The sequence below is a fragment of the Nocardia noduli genome (genome assembly GCF_019038455.1).
In the GTDB taxonomy this organism is placed as follows: Bacteria; Actinomycetota; Actinomycetes; order Mycobacteriales; family Mycobacteriaceae; genus Nocardia; species Nocardia noduli.
Map to the genome: position 1 here is coordinate 108011 of NZ_JAFMPL010000003.1, position 13329 is coordinate 121339.

Genomic DNA, 13329 nt, shown 5'->3' on the forward strand with positions numbered 1-13329 from the left:
ATGTGCGCCGCGGTGGTCGGCGGCGGGCTCTGCGCGTATTCGTTCTCGGCGTGCTGCTCTTCATCGCCTCGGCGGCACCCGGGCACGGTGCACCGCTGTATCCGGCGCCCGATCCGGATCCCTTCTACGCGGTGCCCGCGGATCTCGCGGATCGCAAGCCCGGCGATGTGATCGCGGTGCGCCCGATGCCGCCCCTGTCGATCTTTCCCGAGACCAGCGTGACCGTCGTGCGGTTCCGTTCGACGAATTCCGAGGGCAAGCCGATCGCCGCGACCACGACGGTGCTCACGCCACGCGCGCACCGCGAAGACGGTCCGCTGCTGTCGTTCCAGCACATCATCAACGGACTCGGCGCGGAATGCTCGGTGTCGCGGGTGCTCTACACCGGCGATCCGAATCTGGTCGTCCGCGAGGCGCCCGGGTGGAACGTCCTGCTCGCGCGCGGTTGGAGTGTCGCGCTACCCGACCATCTGGGGCCCCAATTCGCCTACGGCGCGGCCAGACTCGGCGGACAGATCACCCTCGACGGGATCAAGGCGGTCAAGCAGGTCGCCGAATTGCGGGTCGCGAAGAGTCGGGTCGCCATGGCGGGCTATTCCGGCGGTGGCATGGCGACGGCATGGGCGGCGGCCATGGCGCCGCGCTACGCGCCGGAGTTGGAGATCGCGGGCGCGGCGATGGGTGGCGTGCCGATGAACCTGGTGAAGATGATGGAAGGACTCGGGCTCGGTGCGCATCCGGTCTTCGGATTGGCGCTGGCCGCCGGTCTCGGACTGGAACGCGAATATCCCGAACGGTTTCCGCTCAGCGAGCAGCTCAACGAACGCGGTCTGGCCGCGCGCGACGCCATCGCGAACAGTTGCACCAACGACATCATCGCGACCGGCGCCGGACACGGCGCAGTGGATTTCGCGAAGACGACCACGATGATCGGTAACAGCACCGCCCGTGCGGTGGTGGAGGAGAACAGTCTCGAACTCTACGACGGGGTGCCGAGAACCCCGGTCTTCGAATGGCATTCGCCCATCGATGCCCTCATCCCGGTCGACTCGGTGGTGAACACCGATCGGCGCTGGTGTGCCGCCGGAGTACGGGTGCAGTCCGAACAGATTCCGGTGCCGGACCATCTCACCGCCGCCGTCATCGGCATTCCCTCGGCGCTGAGCTGGCTGGACGCCAGATTCCGGGGGGAGTCGGCACCGACCAACTGTTGAGTGCGCCGAGTAACTGTTGGGGACACAGTTTTCGGGAATTCGGTTCTCCTTGTTGCGATTCGGCGTCGTGACACGCACAACTCGAAAACGGTCGGGCCTGCGCCCGGGCGTGTCGGGTTAGCCTGAGTGCTCTGCGACCGGCACGACAAGGGGGCATTTCGAGGTCGAAATCCGCACACGCCGGGGCGCAGCGAACCCGCAATCGCACCCAGAGGCGTGTGCTATGAGATTTCTGCGTGTCCTGTTCCTCACGATGCTGCTCGTCGTCCCGGCCGTGTCCGGTCGAGCCCATGCCGAGCCGCCGCCGCCCGTGATTCCCGGATTGCCCGCGCTGCCCGACCTTTCGGGCCTGCCGCCGCTGGTCGACACCTCGGGTTCGATCCTGCCGGGCCTGCAACAGTGGATCGACGCGGTGATTCCCGCACCGCCCGTCGTCGCGGCCGCACCACCGAATTCACCGCAGGTGGAGGTGGCGGACGGCCAACCCGAGTTGGCGGCCCTGCGGGCGGCGGTGCTGCCGTCCCCGGTGCGCGATCCGATCTTCGACGAATGGCCCGCCGATCTCGACACTTTCGCGCCGGGACAGTTGATCGAGGTGCGTGATGTCAGCGCCACCGCGGGCGCGCTCGTCCTGATGCCGTTCGATCGGGCGCTGCTGTTGAAATTCCGTACGACCGATGTCTACGGCAGACCCTCCTTCGCCACCGCGACACTCGTCACGCCCCTGGGCGCGTGGCCGGGGCCGGGCGGTCGACCGGTGCTGGTGAACAATCTGCCGATCAACGGACTGGGCCGGGACTGCACGCCCGGCTACACGATGGCCAATGGCTGGGACAGCGATATCAGCGTGACGGACTACATTCCGCCCGCGATCCAACTCGCCCTGCTGCGTGGATACGCGGTCCTGGTTCCCGACCACGAGGGACCGCGGATGGCCTACGCCGAACCGGTCGTCGCGGGTCACGCCATCCTCGACTCGATTCGCGCGGTGCGCGGACTGCTTCCGGACGACTTCGGGCACAGCGGCTTCGGGTTGATCGGCTACTCCGGAGGCGCGATCGCGACGCACGGCGCGGTGAAGGTGATGCCCGACTACGCACCGGAATTGGTCGACGTCGTCGTGGGTGCCGTCGTCGGCGGAGTGCCCGCCGACTACGAGATCCTGTCGCGCAGTATGAACGCCAATCTGGCTTCGGGGGTGTTCATGGGCGCGGTGCTCGGCATCGCCCGCGAGCGCACCGAGATTCTCGGCCGGATGAACAATCTCGCGCAATGGATCGCGACCTCGCCGGTGAAGGATCTGTGCGCCGACGTCTTCGGCGCCGCTGGCCTGCTGTTGTTGCCGATCGACGTCGCGGCGAATTTCCCCGATCCGCTGAATTCGGAATTCGCGGCGCAGATCTATCGGGAGACCAGGATGGAGGGCATCAAATCGCCGGTGCCGCTGTATATCTACAACGGTGAGCAGGAGTGGTGGATCCCCGCCGAGGGCGCGCGGAACCTTTTCCGAGAGCAGTGCGCACTGGGGGTGAGCGCCGTCTATCGCAGTGTGCTCGGGGAGCACGTCATCGCGGGCGGGCTCGGTTTCCCCGAGGCGATCCTCTGGATGGACGAGCGTCTGCGAGGGGTGCCCGCGCCGAACGAGTGCTGATCGGAACGGCCGATAACGGGGTGGATCGTTGCGTTCGAGCGTCGGCGCGCGATCTACCCACGTGAGCGCCTCTACCACCGTCACCCCAGCCATGACCCCGTCCGAGCAGGCAGCAGCCCTGGTCGGACGTCGCTACCGGATGGTCGATCACTACGAGGTGGGCCGGGAGAAGATCCGCGAGTTCGCCAGAGCGGTACGCGACGAGCATCCGGCGCACCGGGACGAGGGCGCGGCCGCCGCGCTGGGGTACGACGGCCTGATCGCGCCGCTGACCTTTCCGGCGATCCTCTGGATCACCTTGCAGCGCATGTTGTTCGAGTCGGTACTCACCGGCTACGACCTCGGCCAGGTGCTCCACACCGAGCAGCGGATACGGATGCGGCGCCCGCTCGTCGCGGGTGATCGGCTGCGTTGCGATTCCCACGTCGAGTCGTTCCGGCGATTCGGCGACAAGGATTTCATGGTCGTCGAGAACCTCCTCACCGACCACTACGGTGAAACGGTGCAATCCGCGCACACGACCGTGGTCGCGCAGACCGGGGCGACCGTGGCAGGCGAACTCGCCCGTGCCGTCGACGGGGTGATCCTGAGCGGCGGATCATCGAGCGACCGGCGCGACGCGCGAGCCGACATCGATCCGTTGAGCGCGGCAGGCCTGCTCGAGTATCACGAGCAGGTCGACACGGATCGGCTGTTCGCGCTGCCGCCCGGTCGCCGCTCACGCAGTATGCCCACCTTCGAGGATCTCGCCGTCGGCACCGAGCTGCCACCGCTACGGGTGCGGCTCACCCGTGGTGACCTGGTCAACTACGCCGGTGTCTCCGGTGATGCCAACCCCATCCATTTCAGCGACGAGGTCGCCCAGGCGGCCGGACTGCCCGCGGTGATCTCGCACGGTCTGCTCACCATGGGTCTCGGCGCGGGTTACCTCACGTCCTGGCTCGGGGATCCGGCCGCGGTGACCGGGTACTCGGTGCGGTTCGCCGGATTCGTTCCGGTCGAATCGGACCGGCACAGCACGATCGAATTCGGCGGCAGGGTGAAGGCGATCGATGTCGGCAGACGCTCGGCCACCATCGCACTGACGGCGACGTGCGAACGGCGCAAACTGTTCGGACGCGCCACCGCCGAAGTACTGCTGCGCTGATCCGGCCCGATCACGGCAGGACGGGAACCAGCACCTCGGCGGTGCGCGTCAGCAGATCACAGGCCGGAGTGGCGGTCGCCGGATCGGGCCGCACGTCCAGCCGCAGCCGGATCTGACCGCCCGTGGCCGTGGTGAAGGCCAGACCGCAGTCCGCGGTGGGGTCGGCGTAGTCCGGCCGGTAGCGCACCCCGGCGCGTCCCGCCACCGTGACCTCGGCGAAGTCGTGTGCGCCGGGTGCCTCGCGCACATCCCGGGCCGACTCGCGGTCGGCCGAGAAGATCCGCAGCGCCGTACTCGCGCCGCTCCAGCCGCACCCCGCCCACTTCGGTCCCGGCGCGATGGCGATATCCCTGCGCTCGGACGCCGGGTCCAACCCGACCCGGCCGATCATCGCGTCGGGGATCTCGGCGCAGGGATCCCAGGACGGACCTGCGCCGGACGCGGCGGTCGGTGCGGTGGCGGCGCCGCACCCGGCGAGCGCGACGCAGCCGATCAGCAGCGCGACGCGAAGTACCCGCTGCGCGAAGGAGGTACGCAACCGCATGCCGATCAGGTCATGATCGTGAGCGGCAGTTGCCCGGACCAGCCGCACGGCAGCTCGCAGGTGGCCGACACCGTCGCGCGCAGCGGGCTGACGGTCCGCACGCCCCTGGCGTCGCTCGCTCGCGCGGGATATCCGCACGCCGGGCATTTGCCGAAGAAGTTGAGTATCTCGTTGCTCCGGACGATGATGCCCGGTGAGCTGTGCGCGTTCATGTTTCGAGCTGGTCGAGGGCTGACATATCTCGAGATTAAGGCCGGTTCCGTCGAATCGGCGCTGTTCGGGACACTTTCGTCGTACTCACAGCGACACTGCTCGAGCGTCATGAAATGTACAGTAGCGCAACGGATGCCGGAGGCCGCGGCCTGCGCGCGGCGGCCCTTCGCTCAGGGTGTGCCCGGCGCGACCGTGCCGATGATGGGCGGGTCGGCGGCACCGGGACCGATGAGCAACCGCTTGAGGATCTTGCCGGTCTCACCGCGCGGCAGCGAACTGAGGAATGTGACATCGCGCGGCACGGAGAATCTGCTCAGCCGATGCCGGATGTAACTGCGGACCATATCCGAATCCAGGCCCGAACCTTCGTGTTTGACGACGAACGCGGCCAGACGTTGACCGTACTCCAGGTCGGGAACGCCGACCACGGCGACTTCGCTCACCTGGGGCAGGTAGGCGAGCGCCTCCTCCACCGGTCGCGGGAAGACGTTCTCGCCGCCGGAGATGATCATCTCGTCATCGCGGCCGTCGATGTAGAGCCGACCCGTGGCGTCGAGATAGCCCAGGTCGCCGGTGTCGATCATGCCGTCCGCTTCGTTCGGCGGCGCCGAGTTGACGTAGCCGTCGAAGAGCATGTGGTTGCTCACGAAGATATGGCCGGTCGCGCCGACCGGGAGCGGCTTCAGATCGGGGCCGAGTACCGCGACCCTGGTGCCGAGCGGAGGTCTGCCCGCCGTGGTCGGCGCGGCGCGCAGATCGGACGGGTCCGCGACGGAAGCCCACGACACCTCGGTGGAGCCGTAGACGTTGTAGAGGATGTCGCCGAAGCCGTCCATGAAACGCAACACCGTGTTCGCCGCCAGCGGCGCACCGCAACTGGCGACCACCCGCAGACTCGAGGTGTCGTAGCGCTCTCGGATGTGCACCGGCAGTTCGAGAATGCGGTGCACCATGATCGGCACCGCGATGAAGGTGGTGACCCGATGTTCGGCGATGAGCCGCAGACAGTCCTCGGCATCGAACTGGGCGGGGAGTACCACCGTCGCGCGCAGCGCGGTGCTCAGCTGCAACGCGGCCAGACCCCAGGTGTGGAACAGCGGGGCGGGGATGAGCATGGTGTCATCGATGCGCATCGGTATGCGCGACAGGAGGGCGGCGACCGTGGCGAAACCCTTGGGATGCGGCCTGCGCGCGCCCTTCGGGGTGCCCGAGGTGCCCGAGGTCAGCACGATCAGCTTGCCCGGGTGCGTCGGCCTGGGAAAGGTCTCGTGTCGCTGTTCGATCAGGTCGTCCACCGTGAGGTGGCCGGTGCCTGGTGCCCTGATATCGCTGGCGTAGCGTGCGATATCGGAGTGCAGGTACTGCACGAGGTGATCGAATTCGGCATCGACGAACAGTGCGGACAGTTTGTCGCGCTGGACGACTTCCTCGATGCGGCGGGTGGGCAGACCGGTGTTGAGCAGGGCGACGTCGACGCCGAGTTTGCCCGCGGCGACCATCACCTCGACCATGCCGCCGTGATTCCTGGCCAGCAGGCCGATCGCGTCGCCCGCGGCGAGTCCGTTCGCGTGCATGGCGGCGGCGAGCGCGTTCGTGCGACGGTGCATCTCGTCGAATGTCCTGGTGACATGTCCGTCGACCATCGCGGCCCGGGCAGGGGAGTAGGCCGCCGCGGCCGCGTAGCCGCCCGCGAGATTGAAACCCCACTCCGACAGTCGCCGCAGTTGTTTGATGCCGCGATCGATCCGGTAGGTGCGCATCACTCCGCTCGACACGATCTGCTTGGCGACCTCGGCACGCCTGCGCACCGGCGAATCCTCGCCGTTGACCACGACGGAGGTGTTCGCGCCGAGTACCAGATCCTCGATCCGCTGTAAGCCGTTGTGGGTCCAGTCGGCGACGACGGCGTTGGACATGTCCGCCAGCGCCGGATGCATGCGGGTCGGTGCGAAGAAGGTGATGATCACGCGGGTGCGCTGGTCGTCTCCGAGTAATCGCACGGAGGCGAAACTGCCCTCGGTGGGGCACTGTAGTTCGAACCCGTCGCGGATGCGGCCGATCACGACCCGCACGGTGTGCGTGCGGATGCCGAGTTCGGCGGTGCCGACCCGGAAGCGCAGCATCGTGTGTCCGTCGACGCTCTCCAGCGGTTCGCACGCTCCGATGCCGGGGAAAATCCTGGGATACGTCTGCGGCTCCAGCAACAGATCCCATACTGCGGTGCGATCGATCGCGAACTCCGCGACCACGTCGATGACATCGGTAACCACTGGCGTGCAATTCTCGTCGGCCGGTTCGAACAGCTCGGGTCGGCGGAGAATTCATTTGTAACCCTGGATTCAACTGCGGTCAAGCAGCCATGATCAGGGCTGGTGGAAGGCTTGTCGGCGGTCACGACGCGGCTCGAATCGGACTGTGCTCGGACACTATTCGATTATCTCCGGTCGTTCCGCGCCGGATATTGCGCCGAAGTTCCCGCGGGGTCGGCGCCCGCATTTCCGCGACAATTCGTGACAACTCACAAACCTTGCGGCGGATCCGCCCGTTTCACCGCGATGTCGTGCGGCTATCCGTCCTGCATGAGGGTGCGGGAGGGTCCGGAGCGCGGAGCGGGCGTGGTCGTCACCGGTGACCGCACCGCGAATCAAATGTCTCATTGGGACAATAGTTGTAGGATGGTGCCATGGGTACCGACGATGACGTCGACCATGGGTGACGTCGATCCGGACGGTCGCAGGCTGCGCACCCGCCGCAGTCGCGAGGCCATGTCGCGTGCGGCGTTCGACCTGCTGGCCGAGCGCGGCTTCGGTGCGCTCGGTGTCGAGGAGATCGCCGAACGCGCCGGTGTGACCCGGCGGACCTTCAGCAGGCATTTCTGTTCGATCGAGGAAGCCGTCCTCGGCGATGTCGACCAGGACGTGCACCGGCTCAACGACGCGCTGTCGCGTCGTCCGGCCACCGAACCGCCGCTGGTCGCCTTCCGCGGCGCGGTCGACGATTGGCTGACCGCGGAATACGGCGGAGTCGACGCGTCACGGTTGATTCGTCGGTGGGAATTGTTCCGGCGGATCGAGTCCGAACCCGCGCTGTTCGCCGGCTATCAGCGGATCAGGGCAGAGGGCGGGCAGGAGTCGGTGCGCATCATCGCCGCACGTCTCGGTGTCGACGCGGGATCGGATCTGCGTCCGGCCGCCGCGGTCGCCGCGGGATCGGGCATGCTGCTCGCCGCGTCGAGGGCATGGGCGGACGGCGAAGACCCCGCGGCGCTGCCCCGGCTCGTCGACCGATTCTTCGCGACCCTCGGCGCGCTTGTCACCGAAATCCGAGTCGAGGAGTCACGGTCATGACGATCGGGTCTGTCGATATCGTCCGCCGGACCTGCCGCCGCGTCGGCCTGGACCGCAATCCGATGCGCAGGCGCGAGGACCGATGGCAGGCGGTCGTCGCGCTGTTGCTCACGGTGGCGGCCGTGGCGGTCGTGCCGCTGGCGGTACTGCTCATCGGGCGGCCGATCTACGGCACGGATAGTCGTGCGGTGCAACAGGAGACCGCCCGGCTGCACCGGGTCGACGCGACGGTGACCGAGGTCGGCAAGGCGCCGCTGTACGCGCCGATCACCCCGGTGCAGGTGTCGTGGCGCGACCCCGACGGGACCGAACACGCCGGTGACTACCACAGCGACGTCATGGTGAAAGTCGGTGCGGTGGTGCCGATCTGGTTGAACGACACCGGCCGTCCGGTGCAGCCGCCGTCGCCGACGCGGCCGTTGAGCCGCGCGGTGCTCACCTGTAGCGCCGTCGTCGCGACGACGGTATTCGCCTGCGCCGCCGCCTATCTGCTGGTGCGTCGCGGTCTGGATCGACGACGGTCGCGGCTCTGGGAAACCGAATGGGAGACCGTCGGCATCACCTGGGGCGGTCGCGACGCGAACTGACCGCGCGCGACCGGCCGGTCGACGATCAGACGGGAAAGAGGCTGTGCTTGCGCGGATTGTGCTTGCGCACCGCGTCCTTGTCGCGCAGCAGTCGCAGTGCCTTGCGGATCTCGAGCCGCGTCTGGGACGGCTCGATCACCGCGTCGATGTATCCGCGCTCGGCCGCGATCCACGGGGTCGCCATGGTGGCGTTGTAGAAGTCGATCATCTGCTGACGAACCGCGGGCCGCTGGTCGGCGGGGGCGGCCTCCAGTTGCTTGCGCCCGATGATTCCCACCATGCTCTCGGCGCCCATGACCGCGATCCGGGCCGTGGGCCAGGCCAGGCTGATATCGGCGCCGAGCTGCTTGCAGCCCATGACCGCGTAGCCGCCGCCGTAGGCCTTACGGGTCACGATGGTCACGATCGGCACGGTCGCCTCGATGACGGCCCGGAAGAAGCGTCCACCGCGTTTGATGACGCCCGCCTTCTCCTCCTCGACACCGGGCAGCACGCCGGGGGTGTCGACGACGAAGATGATCGGCAGTCCGTAGGCGTTGCAGAGCCGGATGAAATGGGTCGCCTTGTCCGAGCACTGCGCGTCGAGCGCGCCGCCGAGCACCTGTGGCTGGTTGGCGACGACGCCGACACTGCGCCCGTCGACGCGGGCGAAACCGGTGATCAGATTCTGCGCGGTCGCCGCGGCGATCTCGTGGAACGCCCCGTCGTCGAAGATCCGCAGCAGGATCTCGTGCATGTCGTAGCCGACCTTGTCGGCGTCGGGAATGATCGAGTCCAGTTCCAGGTCGTGCGCGGTCAGCTCCGGCTCGAGCCCCGGATTGACGACGGGCGGCTGTTCGAGGCAACTCGACGGCAGGTAGCTCAGGTACGACCGAACCCAGTCGAAGGCCGCCTGCTCGTCGGGCGCGACATGGTGGATGGTGCCGATCTCGGCCTGCACGGCGGCGCCGCCGAGTTCCTCGGCGGTGACGGTGTGGCCGGTCACCGCCTTGATGACCTCGGGTCCGGTGACGAACATGTAGGACTTCTCGGTCGCGACCAGCACGTCCATGTTGACCGGGCCGTACACCGAGCCCGCGGCGCATTTGCCGAGCATGACCGCGACCATCGGCACGAAACCCGACAGATCGCCTTGGCGCACGCACATCAGCGCGTACCAGGCCAGCGAAGCCACCGCATCCTGGATACGGGCGCCGCCCGAATCGTTGATCGCCACCACCGGGCAGGCGTTCTCCTGCGCGAATTCCATCGCGGCGGCGACCTTGCGGCCGAACATCTCGCCGACCGAGCCGCCGTGCACCGTCTGATCGTGGGCGATCACGACGACCGGCCTGCCGTCGATCAATCCTCGTCCGGTCACGACGCCGTCGCCGTACATCGCGCCGGTGGTGCCGGGCATACGCATGAGTGCGCCCATTTCCACGAACGACCCCGGATCCAACAGCGCGCGAACGCGCTCCCGAGCGCTGGGTATGCCCTTGCTCTTGCGTTTCGCGATGCCGGTCTCGCCAGCGGGTTCCTCGGCGAGCTCCAGGATGTCCCGGAGTTCCTCCAGCTTTTCTCGCGTACCGCTCATTTGTTCTGCGTTGTCCTTCGAACTCGGTGTTGCTGCCCGTCCGTCGGCGTGAAGCCGTTTTCGGGTGCGGCGCTCGATGCTAGTCGTGATGAGACGCGCAGCACAGCTGTACTGGGAAACTGATGCGACAGCTCACGGCGGTGTGCGCTCCACTCACTTCAGGGTAGCGGCGCGTGCTCGCGCCGCACCGGATGGTCCTTGTGCTCGATCCCGATAGATCGGCCTTCCGCTGGTGACTGTTACAGAGCATGCCGCCGACGCCGGTCCCGAGTTCTACCGTTGCTGCTGCGCGGCGTCGGAATCTGCGCGGCCGGCGCCGCGCACCCGCCACCTCGGACGCGCTCCCTGCGCGTCGCGGGGGTCGTGAACGCACCGCGCAACGGTGGCTGACGAGTTGCTCGTCAATTCGCGAAAACTATTGCGAATTCCGGTATCGGACGATTACCTGAGACAGTTGCGAACGCCGTCGGGCGAAACGTCGTGATCTGCTTGTGATTTCGCCCAAGGCCGGGTGTAAAGCCTGATGAGATACCAAGTTCGGGGTGTGCGGAGTGTAATTCCAGGCGAGGGTGGCTAGTCTTCGGTAGTCATGGTGGGTATGAAAACCGGGTCCGGAATCAAGACCTTGGAGAGCAGACTCGTCGAACATCTGGCATCTCGTCCACGTGGCGCCGCGCACGGTGATCCGACGGGTGATCTGACAAGAGTCACGCGCAACTGTCTGGCCGCGGCGGTACGAACGCTCGGTCCACGGTCGACGCCGGTCAGGCAACCGGACGAGATAGCCGGATCCGCGGTGCGATGGGCGCGCGAGGGCATCGCGCTGGAATCGGTCCTCGGCGCCTATCACGACGGCATTCGCTCCGGCCTCGAATTCCTGGCCGCCGCGGCGGGCGACGGCGACGCGGAACAGGTGGTCGCGGGCACCCGGCTCATCGTGCAGGCGCTGGAAATGGTGACGGTGGCCGCGTCGGCGGCCTATGTCGAGGAGCATCGGCTCGTCGCCAAGGAGCACCAGACCGCGGCCCAGACCCTGGTCTCGGCACTGCTCGGCGGGCACGGCGTCGCCCAGCTGGCCAAGCAGACCGGTATCACGATCGCCCCGGTCTACCAGGTGGTCGCGGTATCGATACCCCGGCATCCGGACGAGAAGCGGCCCGGCAGCGGTCACGCGGCCGCCCGCAGGAAATTGCGCAGGGTCCAGTCGGCGCTGGCCGACCCGTTCGGCTCCCGCGCGCTGGCGCTGCTGTCCACCGACGGGGGGACCGTGCTGGTACCGAGCGAGGCGGCGAGCGCGCTGACCCCGCTCGCGATGACGGCCGAAGTACTGGAACTGGTCAGCGCGGTGGCCGAGGTGCCGTTGACCGCCACGGTCGTCGCGGGACGCACCGAGCGCATCCCCGAGCTGGCCGCCCGCGCGCACGAGTTGCTCGACCGGGTCAGAAAGGACCGAAGACCGCCCGGACTGTATCCGGTCGAGTCCACCGACCCCGTGGTCGAAGCCGACGCCGTGGGGATCGGCGACCGCTGAACCGGCCGGTTGTGACCGGTCGACCCCTCCGAACTCCGCGATTGTGATACCGACCAGCAGCTGGGTAATCGTCTTTCGAGACGGGCTCGGCCGACCTAGTCTCACAGTGTGCCCGGACTCCACGTCAGGCAGAAGGAGTTGCGAGTGAGTACCCCGTCGACCAGCGTCGACGTGCCGTGCGTGCGGAAATCCGACACATGGCGCGGCACGGACGTTACCTGTCCCGAAGTCCTTTCGCCGCACGGTGTTCCACGCCGCGACCGCGGGCATCCCGCCGCCGGGACCGCCACGGATCGGCGCCGGGGAACGGCCCGCATGGCCTGGGTGGCACAACGCCGCTCGGTAGCGCACACTGCCTTCGTGATCACACTGCTCGACGAGGGCGCCGCGCCCTTCCGCCGCCGGGAGACCGCGGAAGCCCGCCGCGCGAATCGGACCGCCCGCGTCTCATGAGCACACGAGTACCGATCACCACCGCCGCCGTCATGGCCGCCGCCGTCGCGGCCTCGGTCGCCTTCGTCGGCGCGCAGGTCAGCGATGCCGAACCGACGAATCCGGTCCCCTCGGTCACGCCTCCGCCGCCGATCGACCCGAAGATGACCCGCACCGGGCTGCTGAGCAGCGAGAACATGGGCGGCAGGCACGAACGTCTGCATATCGCGTCCGCGGCCATGCGCCGCGTCATCGACGTCGACGTGCTGCGCGGCGCCGGTGACCAGCCGCGACCGACCCTCTATCTGCTCGACGGTGTCGACGGCGATCCGGTCTCGGGATGGCTCACCAAGGGCGGCGCCGCCGAGTTCTTCGCGGACAAACCGGTCGACGTGGTGCTGACCAGCGGCGGCACCGGCAGTATGTACAGCGACTGGGAACGCCACGACGCCGCGCTCGGGCTCAATCGCTGGGAGACCTTCCTCACCACCGAATTGCCGCCCATCGTGGAATCGCTGTTGCGATCCGACGGCGATCGCGCGATCGCGGGCGTATCGATGGGCGCCCAAGCGGCCATGATGCTGGCGCAGCGCCATCCGGGACAGTATCGCGCGGTCGCGGGGATGAGCGGCTGTTATTCGACGGCGGACCCGCTCGGCCACGCCGTCACCAGTATCACCGTGGCCTCACGCGGCGGGAACGCGGACAATCTCTGGGGTCCGGCCAACTCCCCGGAATGGGTGGCCCACGACACCGTGCTCAACGCCGAGCGGTTGCGCGGGACCGCGGTGTACCTGTCCGCCGCCTCCGGTGCGCCGACCCACGCCGACCTCGTCGCGGTGGCCCAGTCACCCGATATCGTCGACGCGCTGACCGTCGCGGGCGGTGGCGTCGCGCTCGAGGCGGGCGCGCGGGCGTGCACCGAGCGGCTTGTCGCGCGACTCGGCGAATTGCGTATTCCCGCGACCGTCGACTACTCCGACGCGGGAATGCACACCTGGGTCGATTTCCAGGCGCAGCTGCCGCGCGCGTGGAAGGTGCTGTCGACGGCGTTGGGGTTGCCGGGAGCACAGTGACCCGTCGCGGC

At 67.8% G+C, this 13329-nt stretch carries 12 protein-coding genes; 8 read left to right on the plus strand and 4 right to left on the minus strand.

Going from position 1 to position 13329, the window contains the following annotated elements:
• Positions 1 to 50 precede the first annotated feature (50 nt).
• The 3 genes from JZ792_RS03710 (at position 51) to JZ792_RS03720 (ending at position 4012) form a co-directional block, all read left to right on the plus strand.
• Positions 51 to 1214 carry a lipase family protein gene (locus tag JZ792_RS03710; protein ID WP_308165138.1) on the plus strand — a complete coding sequence of 388 codons (1164 nt, stop codon included), beginning with the start codon at positions 51 to 53 and terminating at the stop codon, positions 1212 to 1214.
• A 223-nt stretch (positions 1215 to 1437) separates the two neighbouring features.
• A complete protein-coding gene (locus JZ792_RS03715; RefSeq protein ID WP_216906831.1) occupies positions 1438 to 2865 on the plus strand; it encodes a lipase family protein in 1428 nt (475 codons plus the stop codon).
• Between the two features lie 61 nt (positions 2866 to 2926).
• A complete protein-coding gene (locus tag JZ792_RS03720; RefSeq protein ID WP_308165128.1) occupies positions 2927 to 4012 on the plus strand; it encodes a fused (3R)-hydroxyacyl-ACP dehydratase subunits HadA/HadB in 1086 nt (361 codons plus the stop codon).
• 10 nt (positions 4013 to 4022) lie between these two features.
• Here JZ792_RS03720 and JZ792_RS03725 read toward each other — a convergent pair whose 3' ends face one another.
• The 3 genes from JZ792_RS03725 to JZ792_RS03735 form a co-directional block, all read right to left on the minus strand.
• On the minus strand, positions 4023 to 4556 hold the full coding sequence (locus JZ792_RS03725) for a DUF3558 domain-containing protein (protein ID WP_216906833.1): 534 nt from the start codon (positions 4554 to 4556) through the stop codon (positions 4023 to 4025).
• A 5-nt stretch (positions 4557 to 4561) separates the two neighbouring features.
• On the minus strand, positions 4562 to 4768 hold the full coding sequence (locus tag JZ792_RS03730; protein WP_216906835.1) for a hypothetical protein: 207 nt from the start codon (positions 4766 to 4768) through the stop codon (positions 4562 to 4564).
• A 171-nt stretch (positions 4769 to 4939) separates the two neighbouring features.
• Complete coding sequence (locus JZ792_RS03735) at positions 4940 to 7039, minus strand: AMP-binding protein (RefSeq protein WP_216906837.1); 2100 nt, start codon at positions 7037 to 7039, stop codon at positions 4940 to 4942.
• A 426-nt stretch (positions 7040 to 7465) separates the two neighbouring features.
• On the opposite strand from JZ792_RS03735, the gene JZ792_RS03740 reads away from it, so the two are divergent.
• Both JZ792_RS03740 and JZ792_RS03745 read left to right on the plus strand, forming a co-directional pair.
• Positions 7466 to 8116, plus strand: coding sequence for a TetR family transcriptional regulator (locus tag JZ792_RS03740; protein WP_216906839.1), 651 nt, complete (start codon positions 7466 to 7468; stop codon positions 8114 to 8116).
• Positions 8113 to 8703: an Rv1733c family protein gene (locus tag JZ792_RS03745; protein ID WP_216906841.1), complete on the plus strand. Its 591-nt coding sequence runs from the start codon at positions 8113 to 8115 to the stop codon at positions 8701 to 8703. The genes JZ792_RS03740 and JZ792_RS03745 overlap by 4 nt, the downstream gene beginning before the upstream one ends.
• Positions 8704 to 8728: 25 nt before the next feature.
• Here JZ792_RS03745 and JZ792_RS03750 read toward each other — a convergent pair whose 3' ends face one another.
• The gene (locus JZ792_RS03750; protein WP_216906843.1) at positions 8729 to 10279 is read right to left on the minus strand and encodes an acyl-CoA carboxylase subunit beta; all 1551 of its coding nucleotides are present in this window, start codon (positions 10277 to 10279) and stop codon (positions 8729 to 8731) included.
• 589 nt (positions 10280 to 10868) lie between these two features.
• Between JZ792_RS03750 and JZ792_RS03755 the strand changes: the two genes are divergently transcribed.
• The 3 genes from JZ792_RS03755 to JZ792_RS03765 all read left to right on the plus strand — a co-directional run bounded on the left by JZ792_RS03755 (position 10869) and on the right by JZ792_RS03765 (position 13318).
• Positions 10869 to 11810 (plus strand): RsbRD N-terminal domain-containing protein, encoded by a 942-nt coding sequence (locus tag JZ792_RS03755; RefSeq protein WP_216906845.1) that lies wholly within the window; start codon positions 10869 to 10871, stop codon positions 11808 to 11810.
• A 315-nt stretch (positions 11811 to 12125) separates the two neighbouring features.
• On the plus strand, positions 12126 to 12263 hold the full coding sequence (locus JZ792_RS03760; RefSeq protein WP_216906847.1) for a hypothetical protein: 138 nt from the start codon (positions 12126 to 12128) through the stop codon (positions 12261 to 12263).
• Positions 12260 to 13318 carry an alpha/beta hydrolase gene (locus tag JZ792_RS03765; protein WP_216906849.1) on the plus strand — a complete coding sequence of 353 codons (1059 nt, stop codon included), beginning with the start codon at positions 12260 to 12262 and terminating at the stop codon, positions 13316 to 13318. Before JZ792_RS03760 ends, JZ792_RS03765 begins: the two co-directional genes overlap by 4 nt.
• Positions 13319 to 13329: the final 11 nt, after the last annotated feature.